The organism is Haliea sp. E1-2-M8 (assembly GCF_030649675.1).
In the GTDB taxonomy this organism is placed as follows: Bacteria; Pseudomonadota; Gammaproteobacteria; order Pseudomonadales; family Halieaceae; genus Haliea.
On the sequence record NZ_JAUTDR010000024.1, the window covers coordinates 1 to 17,028 of the forward strand.

The window sequence follows — 17,028 nt, forward strand, 5'->3', positions numbered from 1 at the left end:
TGGCACAACCAGAGGCCGCCTGAGGGATGAATCTGGAGACCGGAATTACACCACTTGACGGGACACTACCTAACATCTAAGCAGCACACGGGGCAAAACGTTTGAATCAGGCGCGAAACAACGTTACCGCAAATGTGGATAGATCCAGACCGTTAATTATCACGACCGCGAGAAGAAGGAGCCGAGGCGGCATATACTCGGGCTTTTTTTATATACAAAACAATGGGTTAAGTGACTTCAGCGCACCCTTTTAACCTTAGCCGAAACAAGTCATTTGTGCCCATCTCTGGCTGCAGGTGGAGTGGCACCATGAGGCGCCAGAGTAACGCGCGAAAAGAACTGACGGTATTTATGACGGTAGTTATCGCATGATGCTTTATATTATTCGTTGTTTTTCATTGTCTAAGGTATTCTTTGCGGCTCCTATCTCCCCACCAAGACAAATATCAAGTCGCTCATTCACTACCAGCCATCAGCGGGGTGTTGGCAGCGCCCAGGTAATCACATGATCGCCGACCGGTGTCTCCATGAAATGGTGACCACCGGCCATCATGGTCAGATACTGATGCCCGTCCACTTCGTAGGTGATGGGAGTCGCCTGACCGCCTGCCGGCAGCTTTTCTCGCCACACTGTCTCGCCGGTCTCAATGTCAATGGCAATCAGTAAGTCATCGGTCGCAGCAGCAATAAACACTAGCCCGGATGCGATGGCGATGGAACCGCCATTGTTTGGTGTACCGATGAGCACAGGAAGATGCGAGGAGATGCCAAATGGCCCGTTGCGTCTCGCTTCTCCCAGGGGACGGTCCCAGAGGGTCTTGCCTGTCGCCAGATCTATCGCCCGGATACCTCCATACGGTGGCTGAGTACACAGCAGACCCGTGAACCTTACACGCCAACCCGCGTTAATGGCCACCCCGAACGGAGAGCCTGCCTGCGGCGCAAGATCATCAGGCGAACTGCCAGCGCTTGCTTTCCCCGGGACATCAATCGGGGTGGTGCCTGTTGCGTCTATCTCTTCGCGAGGCATCAGCCGGTTATGGTTGGGCATATTGTTGTAGTTGGCGACCAGTATTCCGCGCTGCGGATCCACCGTCACGCCGCCCCAGTCTGAGCCCCCGTTGTAGCCTGGAAACTGGATCCAGCGCCGGTCTTCCGTCGGCGGCGTGTAGATACCCGCATAGCTCGACCGACGATACTGGATTCTGCACCAGAGCTGATCGAGGGGGGTCATCCCCCACATGTCCCTTTCGCGCAGGTCGGGCATGGCCAGTGAATGATAGGTGGAGAACGGCTGCACTGGCGACAGATTTTCGGCTTCTACGCCGCCCTGCGGCACCGGCCTTTTCTCGATCGGTACCAGGTGCTCGCCCGTGGCCCTGTCGATCACGTAGATGTCTCCCTGCTTGCTGCTGAGCACCAACGCCGGTACGGAGCGCCCGGCAACGGGGTAGTCCACCAGCGTGGCCTGCGAGCCGAGGTCGTAGTCCCAGATATCGTAGTACACGGTCTGGAAACGCCAGACCACCTTGCCGCTGGTGACATCCAGCGCCACCAGGGCGGTCGAGTATTGATTCTCCGTTTCCGTCCGGTCGGTACCGTAATAGTCGTTGGCGGCATTACCCATGGGCAGGTACATCAGACCCAGTTCCTCGTCGCCGCTGGCGATGGTCCACATATTCGGTGTACCGCGCGAATACGTCTCGCCTGGGGGCGGCGCTCCTGTCAGCTCGGGCTGCAGCATATCCCAGGCCCACACCAGTTCCCCGGTGACTGCATCGTAGCCGCGCACGACACCCGAAGGCGCATCCCTGCGCTGGTTATCCAGTACCTGGTGCCCGATCACGACTACACCTCGCACGATCGTGGGCGGAGAAGTAACAGACAGGAAGCCCGGTACGCTTTCACCAATACCGTCAAGCAGGTTTACCTGACCCCGGTCACCAAATCCGGTGCAGGGCAAACCAGAGGCCGCGCTGACGGCAATCAGGCGACCATCCAGCGTGCCCGCTATGATACGTTCCCCACAATCGTCCCGCCCTGGCTGCTCCTGGCCGGGCTGCATGGCGGCATCCGGTGTGCGATACCAGGCAACACCCCGGCAGGTCGCACTATAGGGTATGGATTCTTTTGATACGACCGGATCGTAGCGCCAGCGCTCCTCCCCTGTCACAGCATCCAGGCTGAGCAGCTGGGTCATCGGCGTGCAAAGATACATGTTTCCATCCACCACCAGCGGTGTTGTTTCCGCCGCGTATTTCCCGCCGCTACCATCACCTTCCCGGGGCATATCCCCAGTGCGGTAATGCCACACACGAGTCAACTCACCCACGTTCTCCCGAATAATCTGCTCCAGCGGAGAATAGCGCATGGCGTGATACGTTCCCCCATAGGCTGGCCAGTCAGCGCCGGTCTGTAGCGCCACCTCAACAGCTGACCTTCCGGTAGACACTATCGCGTTTTCACTTGGCGCGGCACGCGTGCTTGAAGAAGCAGGCGGTGTGCGTTCTCGCATGTCTCTCTGCACGGGGATGTTGGGCGAGTTCAGGGGATACTGCGGCAATACCAGGTCAGCAACAACGACAACCGCAGCAAGCGCCAATGCCACCGGAACGACGAACAGCGGAGCGCGCGTCGCGGTGTCATCGCCACGGTCCCGCAGGAAACGGAAACATACGAGCATCGGAATGAGTAAAACGGTGAAAGGGAGAAGGCGTGGCATCAGGGGCCACAGACTGAGCCCCACCTCCCAAAATGCCCAGATAAGCGTGAACAGATAGCAGCCGAGATAGAGCCAGATGGCCCAGAGCGAGCGCCGCAAGAGATTTACGGCTGAACCCAGTAGCAGCGTGCCGGCGAGAAAATAGTACCAGGAGCCGGCGATCACTATCAGCCACATGCCTCCCGCGATCATCGGAATAGCGAACACAAGCAGGATAAGCGCCATGGTAGTGGTCAACCAGTGGCGCGCATCTCGCGAAACCTGATGCGAACTATCAGCTTGAACCACAGCGACACTCCCTGGGCAAGTAGCACACAATAATGTTCCAGGGCACAACCGCAGCCAGGGCTTGCCCTATTATGTGGATAATCACACTGGTCCTCCAGGCGCAGTCACTGGGAATCCAGCGCCCCTGTGACGCATTTCGGAGCGATCCATGTTGGATTACAGTTGCATATCCCAGCAAAAAAATATGTGCGCGAGCTCACAAATCGTTTGCGAGTCTGAACGGACACATACCCGCCCGGTATGACGGCGAGCATCGGAGAGAAAGCATCCATAGTTGCAAGTACTGCCGGGACTTCTACACTGGACTTGGAAGCGATGCTTGGGGCTGGGGGCGTCTGCACACTCGCTTGCGACAGTATCCGACGGAGTCTTACTTGGGAATGTGGATTCTTGTGCTGCATATTTCCGCCCTGCTATTGTGGTGCGCGGCACTGCTTTATCTTCCGGTCCTGATGGTCGGCGTTGCTAGCGGACGTGTTGAGCTGCAGAGAACTCACAGTAAGGTCGGCGCGTTGGAAAGACTGGTGTTTACCCATCTCGCCACTCCTGCAGCGCTGGTGGCCATTATCTCCGGCACCGTTGTATTCGTTTTCAATCGCACTATCGACGGCTGGCTTATGGCAAAGCTCACGCTGGTGGTGGGCCTGGTGGTCTGCCATACCCTGCTGGGACTTCTGGTGTTGAGAGCGACAACCAACCGTGGCGACCCTTGGGGCGAACATCCGGACGGCGGCAGGCCCGTGACAATGCGCTGCGTGCTGCTGGCGGCAGTTCAGGCTCTTTTGATTATGGCCATCCTCTGGACAGTCCTGGCCAAGCCAGACGTGGTTCCCGTACCGTGAGCTTGCCTGTTCGCAGGTTCAGCGAACGGACATTATGGCAGAGTGGGTCCGGAGGCAGTTTCTTCCATATCCACCCCGACAGCATATTCATAGACCAGTCTTCCCCCAAGAATACCGGTCATGGCAATAAGCAATGCGGTCAACAACGAAATATAGATTCCCCAAGGCAGAATTCGGAGCTCCGGTGCGTCGATCCGCAGCAGCCAGTTGAGCGTTGCCAGCGAGAGCAGCATCACCGCCAGAATGGCATGACACCATGCATTGATCAGGCAGCGAATTCGGGCTACGGTTGTCAGATCTATCAGCCCCACCAGGCCCGACACCCATCCCCCCAAAGCGCCGGCGCCCGCCAGCCACAGGCCGGCACGGGCCCAGAAATAATCATTACTGAAGATAAAAGCCAGGTCGGTGGCCACCAACGCCATCAGGGCTGCCACCGGGAAGTGAATCAGCATGGGGTGGAGGGGATGGCCGTGAATGGCCATCTTGCTAAGAATAGGGCTTTGCGCCATCCGCTACCTCGGATACTGCCAATGCACCGGATCAGTGGGATCCACCGGAACCTGACGCCCAGATTATCAGGCATCGCCACGGTTATCACCCCTCTGTCGTTGGCCGGCTGTGCCGGACCCTTCTCGACACTGGACCCCGCTGGGCCGTCCGCGGCAGGTAGCGCCGGACTGTGGTGGTGGATGTTCACCTTGGCAATGCTGGTACTGCTGGCAGTGGTGGGATTATGGCTGGGGGCCATGTTTGGCGCGCAGAAGACAGGGGATGACCAGCAGCTTCGGCGTATCCAGCAGCGCTGGATCATTGGCGGCGGATTGCTCCTTCCCTGGGCGGCAATCGCGGTACTGCTGGCCTTTGGCATACCCATCGGTCACAAGATGCTCCCGCTGCCCCTGGAGGGAGGTGAGATACTGCGCATTGATGTCACGGGCCATCAGTGGTGGTGGCAGGTGAGTTACCCGGGCAGTGGCATCCAGCTCAGGAATGAGGTGCATATCCCGGTTGGCGTGCCGGTAGATCTGCACCTCACCAGTGCCGATGTGGTCCATTCCTTCTGGGTACCAAGGCTGGGAGGAAAACTCGATATGATACCCGGGCGTACCAACGTGCTGCGCCTGCAGGCGGATATAGCGGATACGTATCGCGGCCAGTGCGCCGAGTTCTGTGGTCTGAATCACGCCCATATGCAGTTTACGGTAACAGCGCATGCGCCTGGCGATTTTGCAGCATGGTTGACAGAGGCCAGCGCCAGTGACTGAACACCTCAATACGAAAAATGAACAGCTGCACCAGCGCCTGGAAAAAGTGTGGGGCAACTTGCCGGGCTGGGGCGCCCTCGCAGCGGTCAACCATACGTCCATCGGCATTCGCTTCATGGTCACGGGGATGGTGTTTTTTCTCATCGGTGGCCTTCTTGCCATGCTGGTGCGCACCCAGCTGGCCCTGCCGGACCAAGCAATTCTCGGCCCCGGGGTCTACAACCAGGTATTCACCATGCACGGCACGGTGATGATGTTCCTGTTTGCCATCCCGGTGCTTGAAGGCCTGGCCATCTACCTGGTGCCGAAGATGATAGGCGCTCGCGACCTGGTTTTTCCCCGTATTAGTGCCCTGGGCTATTACTGTTACCTCTTTGGCGGTGTGATTGTTGTCTCAAGCCTGATAATGGGAATAGCTCCGGATGCCGGCTGGTTTATGTATACACCGCTTAGCGACGCCAGCTATTCACCGGGGCGCGGGCCGGACTTCTGGCTGCTCGGCATTACCTTTGTGGAGATTTCCGCGATTTCAGCGGGAGTAGAGCTGGTCGTATCCATTCTGCGCTCCCGTACCACGGGTATGTCCCTGGGAAAGATGCCGATCTTTTGCTGGTACATCCTTGCCATGGCGTTGATGATCGTATTCGGTTTTCCGCCGCTGGTTCTGGCAAGCATTATGCTGGAGCTGGAGCGCGCAGCTGGCTGGGTATTTTTCACGGTCGAGGGCGGCGGCGATCCCCTGCTATGGCAGCACCTGTTCTGGATGTTCGGCCATCCGGAGGTGTACATCCTGTTCCTGCCTGCTGCGGGGATTGTGTCAACGGTGATTCCGGCTTTCGCCGGCCGTCCCCTGGTGGGTTATAACTGGATAGTGCTGGCCATCATCCTCACCCTCTTCGTCAGCTTTGGGCTTTGGGTGCATCACATGTTCACCGTGGGCATTCCCGCACTCGCCCAGGCGTTTTTTTCCGTGGCCAGCATGCTGGTGGCGGTGCCTACCGCCATCCAGCTGTTTGCCTGGCTCGCCACCTTGTGGGGTGGCCGGGTGCGCTACAGCCTGCCGATGTTGTGGATCTTCGGCTTTCTGGTGATATTTGTCTGCGGCGGCCTTACCGGGGTAATGCTGGCGCTGGTGCCCTTTAACTGGCAAGTTCACGACACCCATTTTGTGGTGGCCCATATGCATTACGTGCTAGTGGGGGGCATGCTGTTCCCGCTGATCGCCGGGTTCTATTATTGGCTGCCGCATTTTTCCGGGCGCATGCCGTCGCTGACACTGGGTCGATGGGTGTTCTGGCTGATTTTTGGCGGTTTTAACCTGACCTTTCTGCTCATGCACCTCACCGGCCTACTGGGTATGCCCCGGCGCATTTACACCTACGAAGCCGGACTCGGCTGGGACTGGCTCAATCTGTTGTCTTCCATCGGGGGCTTTGTGATGGCCCTGGGTGTAGCCATGCTGCTGGTGGATTTCATCCTCCACTTCCGTTTCGGGCGCCGCGCGTCGGTCAATCCCTGGGCCGCCGATACCCTGGAATGGGCCACCACCATGCCCGCCAGCTCCTACAACTTTGTCAGCCTGCCGACTGTTCACAGCCGCCACCCTCTTTGGGAGAATCCGCAGTTGCCCCGGACCATCGCCGCGGGTGAACACGGGCTTGCGGAACTCGATCATATCCGCCGCGAGACCTACGGCTCTGATGCCATAACAGGCCAGGTGCGGGAGATTTTTCATCTACCCTCGAATTCCTGGTTGCCACTGCAAGCCGCGGTGATGATCGGTCTGCTGTGTATCAGCCTGTTGCTGAGGCTCTACCCGTTGGCAGTGTTCGCCACCGTTGGCGCCGTATTGGTACTGCTACGCTGGAGTTGGCACAACGGTGCGCATCCTCGCGCTGACCCCGTGGATGAGCAGGAACCCGTGGATCCGCCTCTGCACTCACGGACCTGCGACGGACCGGGCCTGTGGGGCATGGTGGTGGCCCTGATGGCCAATGGAACTCTGTATGCAGCACTGCTGTTTGGCTGGTTTTATCTGTGGACAGTAGCGCCACGGTGGTCGGCGCCGGAAGAAAGCCCTTTGGCCCTATGGCCCTTGCTCGGCAGCGGATTGCTGCTCATTGCGACTGTGCTCGTGTACCGCAGCGGAACAAGACGACTCAGGGCTGGCAATGCCAGTCAGCTACAGGGTCGGCTGTGGCTGGCAACCACCATAGGCGCAGGCCATTTTGGACTGCTGTTAAGTGTGCTGCTGATAGCCCCCCTCTCCCCCCGATCCCTGTCCCATGACGCAGTGCTGATGGTGATGTTGCTCTACCTGCTAATCCATAGCGGCCTGGCAGTATTGCTTACCGCCATGCAGGCGCTGCGCGTGCGGATCGGCTATGTCAGCGCCAGGCTTCCCTATGAGCCGTTGGTATTGCAGCCATTCTGGACCTATACCCTGGGTATTTTCTGGCTGGGATTTGCCGTTTTCTTTCTTCTGCCGAAGACATTTGGCGCTTTTGCAGGGGGAGATCTGTAATGTTCCGACCAGGCCATCCACTGCATCTGGTACTGGGCCCGATGCTGTGGGCGGGGTGGTTTGTCGCGCTATACGCCAGCCTGTCAGTGGTTTGTAGCCGGATACCGCCCGCAACAAGTCAGGGCGCGATGACGTGGCTCAATGGCATCCTGCTGCTCGGGACTGTCATTGTTGCCCTGTTGCTGGCCACCCTGAGTTACCAGTGCTGGCGGGCGGCATCCGCCAATAGCAGCGGTAACGGCAGTAGAGAGTTTATCGGCAGGGTGTCAGCCGGCGCCTACCTGCTAACCGCTTCTTCCACCCTGATACTCGGCGTACCTGTGATCCTCCTGCCGCCGTGTATATGAGCGTCGCCTTTCTGCCGTTCCTGCTCGGCTACAGTCCGGTGGCGTTTCCCCACAATCCGCTGGCCAGTGGCGACCAGGAACAACTGGCCGCCCTGGTCGGCGTTTTGCTGCTGGCGCTATTCTGGCTGTTCTATAAGGTGGGTTCACGTCGCAAGCCACCGCAACGGCATCGTGATCTTTATTTTCATGCTGCTACCGCGCTGTGCCTGGTAGCGGTTCTCGGGCCGCTGGACGAACTGGCGGAAACCAGTGCCGCCGCGCATATGGTGCAGCATATGCTGTTCATGGTGGTGGTCGCACCGCTGTGGGCTCTGGCCCACCCCTTGCCACAGATTGCCGCCGGTGGTGGCAGATTCCTCTCCCTGATCTGGCAACCCATGTTCCGACTTACACTCCATCCCGTACTCGCGGCCTGGCTCCACGGCGCGGTGATCTGGTTCTGGCATATGCCGGTTTTTTACCTTCTCGCTCTGGAAAACCCCTGGTGGCATCTCATCGAACATGCCTGTTTCATAATTAGTGCCGGGCTTTTCTGGTGGGCAGTGTTAAACAGTACCCACAGAAATGCACCCTGGGCTCTGTTGGCATTGTTGCTGACACTCATGCACACAGGCTTTCTGGGAGCTATTCTTACCTTTGCCCGGGCGCCCCTGTACGGTGAGGGTAGAGAGCTTGAAGACCAACAGCTGGCGGGGTTGATCATGTGGGTAGCGGGCGCAATTCCCTATTTGATGGCCAGCGTGGGGATTGGAAGCGTCTGGTACCGGAAAATACCTTGACGGATCAGGGCGGCATAACTCCCGATGTGGTCAGCTCCCCCATCTTTAGCCGCGTCGAAATCTGGCCCCCACTCCTACGAACTCGCGAGCGGAATGAAGCAAACCGAACTCGCCTCGCGGATGGACGCCGCGCTCACCGCGGAGCGGCGCCATGTAAAGCACCTCCGCACCTGGCTTGCTCTGACCATGGAGCAATCCACCCATTTGACCGGGACCGAATAGTAGGGTTTACAATCGTGGCTTCAGCCGCCACTATTTCGCCTGAGTCATCGCGCAATCCAGCGCACCTCAGTCAACTCACTCCCCCCACGCTAAAGGAAACCCCATGACGCAAGCGAAAGCGGGCAACACCGTACAAATTCACTATACCGGCACATTGCAGGACGGCTCGGTGTTCGACAGTTCCGACGGGCGCGACCCGCTGGAATTCCAACTGGGCTCGGGGCAGATTATTCCGGGCCTCGACAGTGCGATCGACGGCATGAGTGCGGGCGAGCAAAAAACCGTGACCATCCCGGCCGCCGAGGCCTATGGCGATTATCAGGCTGAGGCGCGGCAAACCATTCCGCGCGAACAGATCCCGGCCGATATCCCGCTGGATGTGGGCTCGATGCTGCAAATGCAAACGCCCGATGGCAACGCGGTGCCGGTACAGGTAGCCGAAGTGACCGAGGAGGCCGTCACCCTGGACGCCAATCACCCACTGGCGGGGAAAGACCTGACATTCGAGGTCGAGATCGTCTCGGTCGGCTAAGGCGCCAGCAACGCCGGTATGGACATGAGGTTGGGGATGGGCTTTGATGGGGGAAAGAGCACGTACTCGACATTGCCCACAGGAAAGCCCCATGACCCTCGCCTCTCTCCAGTCCACATGCCACGCCATTCTCCTCATCCTGTGCGCCCTGCTGGTGCTACCCGCCACGGCTTCGGACTACCCGGAGCCAGCGGAAGGTAGCTTCATCCTCGAATCCTTTGCCTTCGATGACGGCAATGTGCAGGACCTGCGGCAACACTACCGCACCCTCGGCAGTCCGCGCCAAGGGCCGGACGGCAAGGTCAGCAATGCGGTATTGATCATGCACGGCACCACCGGTCAGGGTGGCGGCTTCCTCAGAGACAATTTCGCCGGCGTGCTTTTTGGCAAGGGCCAACTGCTGGACGCCTCGGAGTACTTCATCATCCTCCCCGATGCAATCGGCCACGGTCTCTCAAGCAAACCCAGCGATGGCCTCCGGGCTGGATTCCCCAGGTACACCTACGACGATATGGTGCGCGCGCAGCGCCGACTTCTGACCGAGCACCTGCAGGTCGACCACCTGCGGCTGGTTACCGGCACTTCGATGGGCGGAATGATGAGCTGGGTCTGGGGTTACACCTACCCGGAGTTCATGGACGCCCTGCTGCCGCTGGCCAGCCTGCCGGTGGAGATCGCCGGGCGCAACCGCATGACCCGCAAGATGATGATAGATGCGGTGAAGGACGACCCCCTGTGGAATGGCGGCGACTACGAAGAACAACCACCCGGGCTGAAGGAAGCCATGCATGCACTACTGTTCATGGTGTCCAGTCCACTGCAGTACCAGCTGGCGGCGCCGACCCGGGAAGCGGCGGAAGAAATGATGGACACGCTGGTCGAGCGCTATCGCTCCAGCATCGACGCCAACGATCTGATTTACGCTTTCGACGCGTCACGCTTCTACAACCCCGCACCACATCTGGGGAAAATCACCGTACCCCTGATTGCCATCAACTCCGCGGACGACCAGGTCAATCCGCCGGAACTCGGTATCCTCGAGCAGGAAACTGCGCGGATTCCCGGAGCCCAGGCCGTGATCCTGCCGATAACGACCATGACCCGGGGCCACGGCACCCACTCCCAGCCCACTATCTGGGGTCCGTATCTGGCCCGGTTGCTGGCGGCGACCGATAGCACGCCGAGAGCGGTAAGCAAGGAAGTGCTGCTGCATCCTGACCACCCGGCGTGGAGCGAACAGGCGCCGGAGGAATACGTCGCGCGGTTCGTCACTACCGAAGGCGCTTTCGAAATTACGGTGACCCGGGCGTGGGCGCCGACCGGAGCGGACCGGTTCTACCAGCTGGTGAAAAACCACTTCTATGACGGGGTGCACATCAACCGCGTAGTGTCAGGCTATATCGCCCAGTTTGGCCTCAACCCCGATCCCGCGGTGACCGCCGTGTGGAAAGGCAACAGCATTGCCGACGACCCGGTGCAGGCCAGCAACACAGCCAGTCGGATCGCCTTTGCCATGACCGGCCCCGATACGCGTACCACCCAGATTTACATCAACCTGGGCGACAACTCACGACTGGATGCAGACGGATTCGCGCCCTTTGGCGAAGTGACCGCCGGCATGGATGTGGTGGAAACGCTCTACCCACTGTACGGGGAAGAGGCCGGCGGCGGTATGCGCGCGGGCCGCCAGGGCCCCATAGAAAAGGAGGGCGCGGCCTGGTTGCGGCAGCACTACCCCCTGCTCGACTACATCATCCGCGCGGAGATCGTGCGCTAGAGCAGATCAAACCGGCGCCGCCTCGGCGTCGGCCTCTCGGGTGACCAAATCCCGCAGGGTGGCGTCCCCCATAGCCTCATTGATCGCCTGATCCATCCGGCTTAGCAGGGTGTCCACCGGCACCGTTGACTCCACTCTCCCCTCCAGCTGTGCCTGCTCTTCCCGGGGGCTGCGAATCGTGACGAGCAGTTGCGCCAGACCCAGGGTCGCGGGATCCTGGCCCAACAGGAACTCCGGCGGTTCGCTGGCGGTTTCGACCAGCAAGCCACGGTGCTGGAGTAACTGCACTATTTCACCGACGCGATCCAGTGGCATTTGCAACTGGTCCGCCAGCATCTCCTGGGTCAGGGGCCTGCCCCGGTGCACAAATACATCGGTGATCCGGTACATCACCAGCAACGCCACCTGTTCCCGGAAGCGGCCACTGAGGGGCAATCGCTTGTCGGCCAGCCGGATCCGCTCGGGGTACTGGTGAAAGAACGCCACCTGGGCGCCGATAAGCAGGATCAGCCAGCTCAGGTAGAGCCAGATCATGAAGATGAGCAGGATCGCGAAGCCGGCATAGACTGCGGCATATCTGGTGGACCCGGCGGCAAACTCGGCGAACACCAGACCTGTGCCCTGCCACAGAACGCCGCCGACCAGGGCGCCCACCAGGGCAGAGCCGAACTTCACCCGTGTATTGGGCACGAACATGTAAACGAAGGTAAAAGCCAGAGTGATCAGTATGAAGGGCACCAGACGCGATAGCAGCACCAGCAGGCTGCCAAAGGGTTCCACGCTCATTACCGCCAGCATGATGTCGCTGTTCATCATGGAAGCGGTCAGCCCCATGGCGGCAAATACCAGCACCGGCCCGACCATGATCACGCTCAGGTAGTCACTGAAGCGACGCGACAGGGTCCGGGACGACTCTGCGTGCCACACATAGTTGAAAGAAATTTCCACTTTCTGGATCAGGGATATCACGGTGTACAGCAACAGGGCCATCCCCAGCGAACCCAGCACGCCGACTTTCATGTTCTCCACGAAACCCAGAACGTTCACCACTATTTCGTCACCCTGCGCGCCCAGAGGCTCTACCAGGTTATGTAGCAGGGGCTCGATCTGGTTGTGGACACCGAAGGCCTTGAGTACCGAAAAACTGACCGCGATCAGGGGCACCATGGAGAGCAGGCTGGTGAAAACCAGGCTCATGGCGCGCAGGGTCAGCTGGCCGGTGGAGACTTCCCGGATCAGCACGTACACGAAGCGAATGATCTTGTAGGCCAGGCGCTGCGGCCAGTGCAGGTGTTCAATGTCCCCGCGCCACAATTCGGTGTGGAGAAACCCCTTGACCTTGCCGTAAATGCCCACCGGGCTCTGCATGGCGTCCTGCCCCTTCGGTCTGCCTGTGAATTCCCATGATAGCGCATTATCTTCTGCGCCGAGGGGCATAGGCTGGCGTCGGGAATTCCGCTATTCTGTCGCCCGGCTTTCAGATGCCGCACCTGCAAGGAGAGAGAAAATGATCGGATATGTCACTATCGGCGTTAAGGATATTGCCAAGGCCAAGGCCTTCTACAGTGAATTGCTGGCCGACCTCGGTGCCAGCGTGCTCATGGAAATGGACCGCATCGCTTTCATTGGCAAGGGCATGGACCAGCCCATGCTGGCGGTATGCATTCCCTACAACGAGGAAGATCCACACCCCGGGAACGGCAACATGTTCGCCGTTGGCGCGGGCACCAAGGAAAATGTCGACAAGCTGTACCACAAGGCCATCGGCCTGGGCGCGAGCTGCGACGGCGAGCCGGGCCAGCGCATCCCCGACATGTTCTACGGCGCCTACGTACGCGACCCTGACGGCAACAAAATGGCCTTCTACGTCTTCGGCTGAAGCCGCCGGCCAGCGCCCTGCCTCCCGGGCAGGGTACTAGTCTTCTACCAGAAACCGCTGCAGGCGCTGTTGCAGGCAGCGGTTTTCCAGTAGCAACTGCTCCCGCTGCTGCTGCAATTCGAGGATCAAGGCGACGGCCACCCAGTCCAGCTCCAGGTCTTTATGCAAGCGTATCGCCCGCTTGACCCACTGCACGCTGCGGGTTTCAAAGATCCAGTCGTCAACCTCCCCGGCAACGGACACCGGGCTTACGATGTCGTGTTCCACGATCGTGACCAGCCACTGCCGCGAAACCTGTTCGCACTCACACAGTTCCCGCAGGGATATTCTCAACGCGCTGCTGCTCATAGTCATTTACCCCACTCTGCCCGCGGATCGAAGGCGGCTTGTTCCGCCAGTTGCTGCCAAAGCGCTCGCACGGCAGCAGGACTTTCCTGCGGTATCACTACATTGAGCACCACATACAGGTCGCCGCGCCCGGTCCGGCTGACCAGACCCTTGCCCGCTATCCGCAGCTTCTGCCCGGACTGGCTGTTCGGCTTCACCGTCAGGCTGATTTTACCGGTCAGGGTCGGCACCGTGATCTTGGCTCCCAGCGCGGCTTCCCACGGCGCGATCGGCACCGTTAACAGCAGATTGTGGCCCTCGACGTCAAACAGCGGATGCGGCACCAGCCGCACATGTAAATAGAGGTCGCCCGCAGGGCCGTCACCGGGACCGGGCGCGCCCTGGCCACGGACGCGGATGCGCTCACCATCACTGACGCCAGCTGGAATCGTCACCTTCAGTGATTTTTTCAGCTCCCGCAACTGCCCCTGTACAAACACCGACATCCGGTACTCTACCGGCTTGGCGAAAGACTCCAGAGTCTGTTCCAGGAACAGCGGCAACTCGATTTCCACATCCTGTCCCGGTCGATTCTGGCGACCTGCGGGACCCTGCTGGCTAAAGTCGGCGCCAAAAACACTGTTGAAGAAATCGGAAAAATCCCCTTCGAACTGCCCGGCGCCGGCGCCGGCGGATGACTCCCAGCCCGGTGGCGGCTCAAACTGCTGGTCGCGGCGGCCACCGTAGCGACGCAATTCGTCATACTCCGCTCGGCGGCCGGAATCCTTGAGTACCTCCCAGGCCTCCGCCACCTCTTTGAAACTGGCTTCGGCCCCGGGTTCGGGATTCAGATCCGGATGGTACTTGCGGGCGAGCTTGCGGTAGGCAATTTTGATATCCTTGACCTCCGCATCCGGCTCTACGCCCAGTATCTGGTAATAGTCCTTGAACTCCATAGGGGCACCTGGAATATAGCTGGCTATTCGGCTATCAATGTACACAGGCGCCAGCAACCGAGCAACGTCCAAAGACCTGTGGGCGGTATACCCCAAACAAGGTATGCAGCCCGGCCGGGGTGCCACTAAGGTGTCGGCCCGAGTTCCACCCCCATATTAACGAGAGGTTTTTCTCCATGTACGCACGCAAACCCATAACCCTGCTGGTCGCGGCCTGTATCGGCACCGGCAGCGCCAACCTGATGGCCCAGGGGCTGGAAGAGGTGGTGGTAACCGCCCAGAAGCGGGAACAGACCCTGCAGGACGCGCCAATCTCGATCGCGGCGTTCAATGCCGATGCCCTGGAGCAAAAAGGCGTCAACACCATCGACGACCTGGGCACCTCGGTTCCCAACGTCAAGATCACTCGCTCACCCTCCAACACCTCGGCCGCGACCATCGCCATCCGCGGCTCGGCAACCATCAACCCCGCCATTACCTGGGAGCCCACCGTGGGCATCTACCTGGATGGCGTGTTCATCGGCAAGAACGTCGGCGGTATTTTTGATATTGCCGAGCTGGAACGCGTGGAAATGCTGCGCGGGCCACAGGGCACCCTGTACGGCAAGAACACAGTGGGCGGCGCGGTCAACCTGATTACCAGCAAACCCACCGGGGAACTGGGCGGGAAACTGCGCGTTGGTGCGGGCAGTGAAAACCTGCGCACCCTTTACGCCACCATCGACACGCCAGCGCTGGCCCTGGGCGGCGCCGGTGAGATAATGGCCAAGCTGACCGCTTCCTACCGCAAGCGCGACGGGTTCTATGACAACGTCAACGACCCCTTTGGCAACCCGCTGGCGAACCCCGTCCTGATCGACGAGTTCAATAATCTCGACAACCGGACCGGCCGCTACGACATCCTGTGGGATGCCACGGACCGCTTCTCCCTGCGCTACACCTGGGACTACAGCGACCTGGACCTGGCACCTTCCAAGAACCAGTTGACCTGGCTGGACCCGAACGACTTCGCGGGCGTCAACGCCCTGCTGGCACCCTATCTCAGCGGTGAGAACGAGAACCGCGACAGCGTGAGCCTGGACCAGGCCAAGTTCGAGCGCTCCAAATCCATCTCCCAATCCCTGTTTGCCGACTACGACGCCGGCACCTGGGGTATGCTGGGTGACGTGACCCTGCGCTACATCGGCAATACCCGCACATTGAGCTGGGACGACGATCTGGACATCGACGGCTCACCGGTGAACCTGTTCACCTCAGCCCGGTTCATCGACTACGACCAGGCGTCCCACGAGCTGCAGATGATCGGCACCACCGATCGCACCAACTATGTCCTCGGCCTCTACTACTTTGAGGAAGAGTCCGACGTGTTCAACCCGATCAGCTTCTTCGGTGCCTTCGGTGCGCCGACCTCGAACAACCGTTACGGCTTTGACAATGACTCCATCGCTGCCTTCGGCCAGGTCGACTGGCGTCCGGCCGCCGCCATGTTTCAGGATCGCCTGACCCTGACCTTCGGCGTACGCTGGACCGAGGAGACCAAGGACACCTACATCGACCACCCCAATGACGTCGATGCCCTGGGCAACCCCGCACCCTTCTCCGGCCAGGCCAAAAAGACCTTCAACGACGTCTCGCCGACATTCGTTGCCGCCTGGGATGCCAGCGATAACATCAACCTCTACGGCAAGGTTGCCAAGGGCTGGAAAGCCGGGGGCTTCAACGGCGAGGCACCCTTCGAGGCGGCCTTCACCACACCCTACGATGCGGAGGAGATCCTCTCCTACGAGTTGGGCATCAAGTCGCGCTGGCTGGACAACCGCCTGCAGTTCAACGGCGCCTGGTTCTACAACGACTCAACCGACATGCAGATGTCGATCTTCATCGCTGGCAGCAGTGCCGCTTCCATTGTCCAGAATGCCGGCGAAGCGACCATCCAGGGTTTCGAGGTGGAACTGGTGGCCCTGCCAACGCCTGACCTGGAGCTCTCGGCCAGCTACGGTTACCTGGACCCCAGCTATGGCGAGTTCATCGAGAACGGTGTCGACGTAAAAGACCAGAAGGACTTCCCTTACGCGCCGCAGAACAGCGCCGCCCTCTCGGCCGAATACAGCGTCGCTGCCGGCAGCTGGGGCGACCTGACCGCGCGCCTGGACTACGAGTTCGTGGACCGCCACGTGCCCTACATCGAACCCGTCCAGAACGCGACCTCCCAGGTCAAGCCCTACAGCCTGTTCAACGGCCGTCTCACCCTGGCCAATGTCCCGGTGGGCAATGGTCAGTCGATGAAGTTCGCGCTCTGGGGCAAGAACCTGCTGGACAAGGAATACCGCATCAACACCATTCCGTTCGGCATCTGGACCGTGAGCTACTACGGCGACCCGCGCAGTTACGGGGTAGAGGCTACCTACGAGTTCTGATCGCCCGCGGACAAGGTGAATGGCCGCGCAGCGGACAGAGAAGGTGGCCTGGGCCAGCGGGCTCCCACCTCAAGGGGGGGGGTAGGAGCGCGGTCCCCGCGCGATCGCCCGCAGAGCGGGCTCCCACCTCAAGGGGGGGTAGGAGCGC

At 60.0% G+C, this 17,028-nt stretch carries 14 protein-coding genes; 9 read left to right on the forward strand and 5 right to left on the reverse strand.

Features of this window, described 5'->3' with window-relative positions:
- Window positions 1-472: 472 nt before the first annotated feature.
- Complete coding sequence (locus tag Q6D67_RS17115) at window positions 473-2,947, reverse strand: membrane-bound PQQ-dependent dehydrogenase, glucose/quinate/shikimate family (protein WP_304706888.1); 2,475 nt, start codon at window positions 2,945-2,947, stop codon at window positions 473-475.
- 443 nt (window positions 2,948-3,390) lie between these two features.
- Between Q6D67_RS17115 and Q6D67_RS17120 the strand changes: the two genes are divergently transcribed.
- On the forward strand, window positions 3,391-3,852 hold the full coding sequence (locus tag Q6D67_RS17120; RefSeq protein ID WP_304706889.1) for a CopD family protein: 462 nt from the start codon (window positions 3,391-3,393) through the stop codon (window positions 3,850-3,852).
- Window positions 3,853-3,884: 32 nt separating this feature from the next.
- Here the strand turns inward: Q6D67_RS17120 and Q6D67_RS17125 are convergent, their stop codons facing one another.
- Window positions 3,885-4,364, reverse strand: coding sequence for a DUF2231 domain-containing protein (locus Q6D67_RS17125; protein ID WP_304706890.1), 480 nt, complete (start codon window positions 4,362-4,364; stop codon window positions 3,885-3,887).
- Between the two features lie 21 nt (window positions 4,365-4,385).
- On the opposite strand from Q6D67_RS17125, the gene coxB reads away from it, so the two are divergent.
- The 6 genes from coxB (at window position 4,386) to Q6D67_RS17155 (ending at window position 11,301) form a co-directional block, all read left to right on the forward strand.
- Window positions 4,386-5,120 (forward strand): cytochrome c oxidase subunit II, encoded by a 735-nt coding sequence (coxB, locus tag Q6D67_RS17130; protein WP_304706891.1) that lies wholly within the window; start codon window positions 4,386-4,388, stop codon window positions 5,118-5,120.
- Window positions 5,113-7,644 carry a cytochrome c oxidase subunit I gene (ctaD, locus tag Q6D67_RS17135; RefSeq protein ID WP_304706892.1) on the forward strand — a complete coding sequence of 844 codons (2,532 nt, stop codon included), beginning with the start codon at window positions 5,113-5,115 and terminating at the stop codon, window positions 7,642-7,644. The genes coxB and ctaD overlap by 8 nt, the downstream gene beginning before the upstream one ends.
- A complete protein-coding gene (locus Q6D67_RS17140) occupies window positions 7,644-7,991 on the forward strand; it encodes a hypothetical protein (protein ID WP_304706893.1) in 348 nt (115 codons plus the stop codon). The genes ctaD and Q6D67_RS17140 overlap by 1 nt, the downstream gene beginning before the upstream one ends.
- Window positions 7,988-8,770: a cytochrome c oxidase assembly protein gene (locus Q6D67_RS17145; RefSeq protein ID WP_304706894.1), complete on the forward strand. Its 783-nt coding sequence runs from the start codon at window positions 7,988-7,990 to the stop codon at window positions 8,768-8,770. Before Q6D67_RS17140 ends, Q6D67_RS17145 begins: the two co-directional genes overlap by 4 nt.
- 325 nt (window positions 8,771-9,095) lie before the next feature.
- Window positions 9,096-9,524 (forward strand): peptidylprolyl isomerase, encoded by a 429-nt coding sequence (locus tag Q6D67_RS17150; protein ID WP_304706895.1) that lies wholly within the window; start codon window positions 9,096-9,098, stop codon window positions 9,522-9,524.
- A 91-nt stretch (window positions 9,525-9,615) separates the two neighbouring features.
- Window positions 9,616-11,301: an alpha/beta fold hydrolase gene (locus Q6D67_RS17155; RefSeq protein WP_304706896.1), complete on the forward strand. Its 1,686-nt coding sequence runs from the start codon at window positions 9,616-9,618 to the stop codon at window positions 11,299-11,301.
- Window positions 11,302-11,307: 6 nt separating this feature from the next.
- Here the strand turns inward: Q6D67_RS17155 and Q6D67_RS17160 are convergent, their stop codons facing one another.
- Complete coding sequence (locus tag Q6D67_RS17160) at window positions 11,308-12,669, reverse strand: YihY/virulence factor BrkB family protein (protein WP_304706897.1); 1,362 nt, start codon at window positions 12,667-12,669, stop codon at window positions 11,308-11,310.
- A gap of 139 nt (window positions 12,670-12,808) precedes the next feature.
- Here Q6D67_RS17160 and Q6D67_RS17165 point away from each other — a divergent pair, with 139 nt between their 5' ends.
- Complete coding sequence (locus Q6D67_RS17165) at window positions 12,809-13,180, forward strand: VOC family protein (protein ID WP_304706898.1); 372 nt, start codon at window positions 12,809-12,811, stop codon at window positions 13,178-13,180.
- Window positions 13,181-13,216: 36 nt separating this feature from the next.
- Here the strand turns inward: Q6D67_RS17165 and Q6D67_RS17170 are convergent, their stop codons facing one another.
- Both Q6D67_RS17170 and Q6D67_RS17175 read right to left on the reverse strand, forming a co-directional pair.
- Window positions 13,217-13,528, reverse strand: coding sequence for a chaperone modulator CbpM (locus Q6D67_RS17170; RefSeq protein WP_304706899.1), 312 nt, complete (start codon window positions 13,526-13,528; stop codon window positions 13,217-13,219).
- Between the two features lie 2 nt (window positions 13,529-13,530).
- Window positions 13,531-14,463, reverse strand: a complete 933-nt coding sequence (locus Q6D67_RS17175; protein ID WP_304706900.1) for a DnaJ C-terminal domain-containing protein — start codon at window positions 14,461-14,463, stop codon at window positions 13,531-13,533.
- Between the two features lie 176 nt (window positions 14,464-14,639).
- Between Q6D67_RS17175 and Q6D67_RS17180 the strand changes: the two genes are divergently transcribed.
- A complete protein-coding gene (locus tag Q6D67_RS17180) occupies window positions 14,640-16,880 on the forward strand; it encodes a TonB-dependent receptor (RefSeq protein ID WP_304706901.1) in 2,241 nt (746 codons plus the stop codon).
- Window positions 16,881-17,028: the final 148 nt, after the last annotated feature.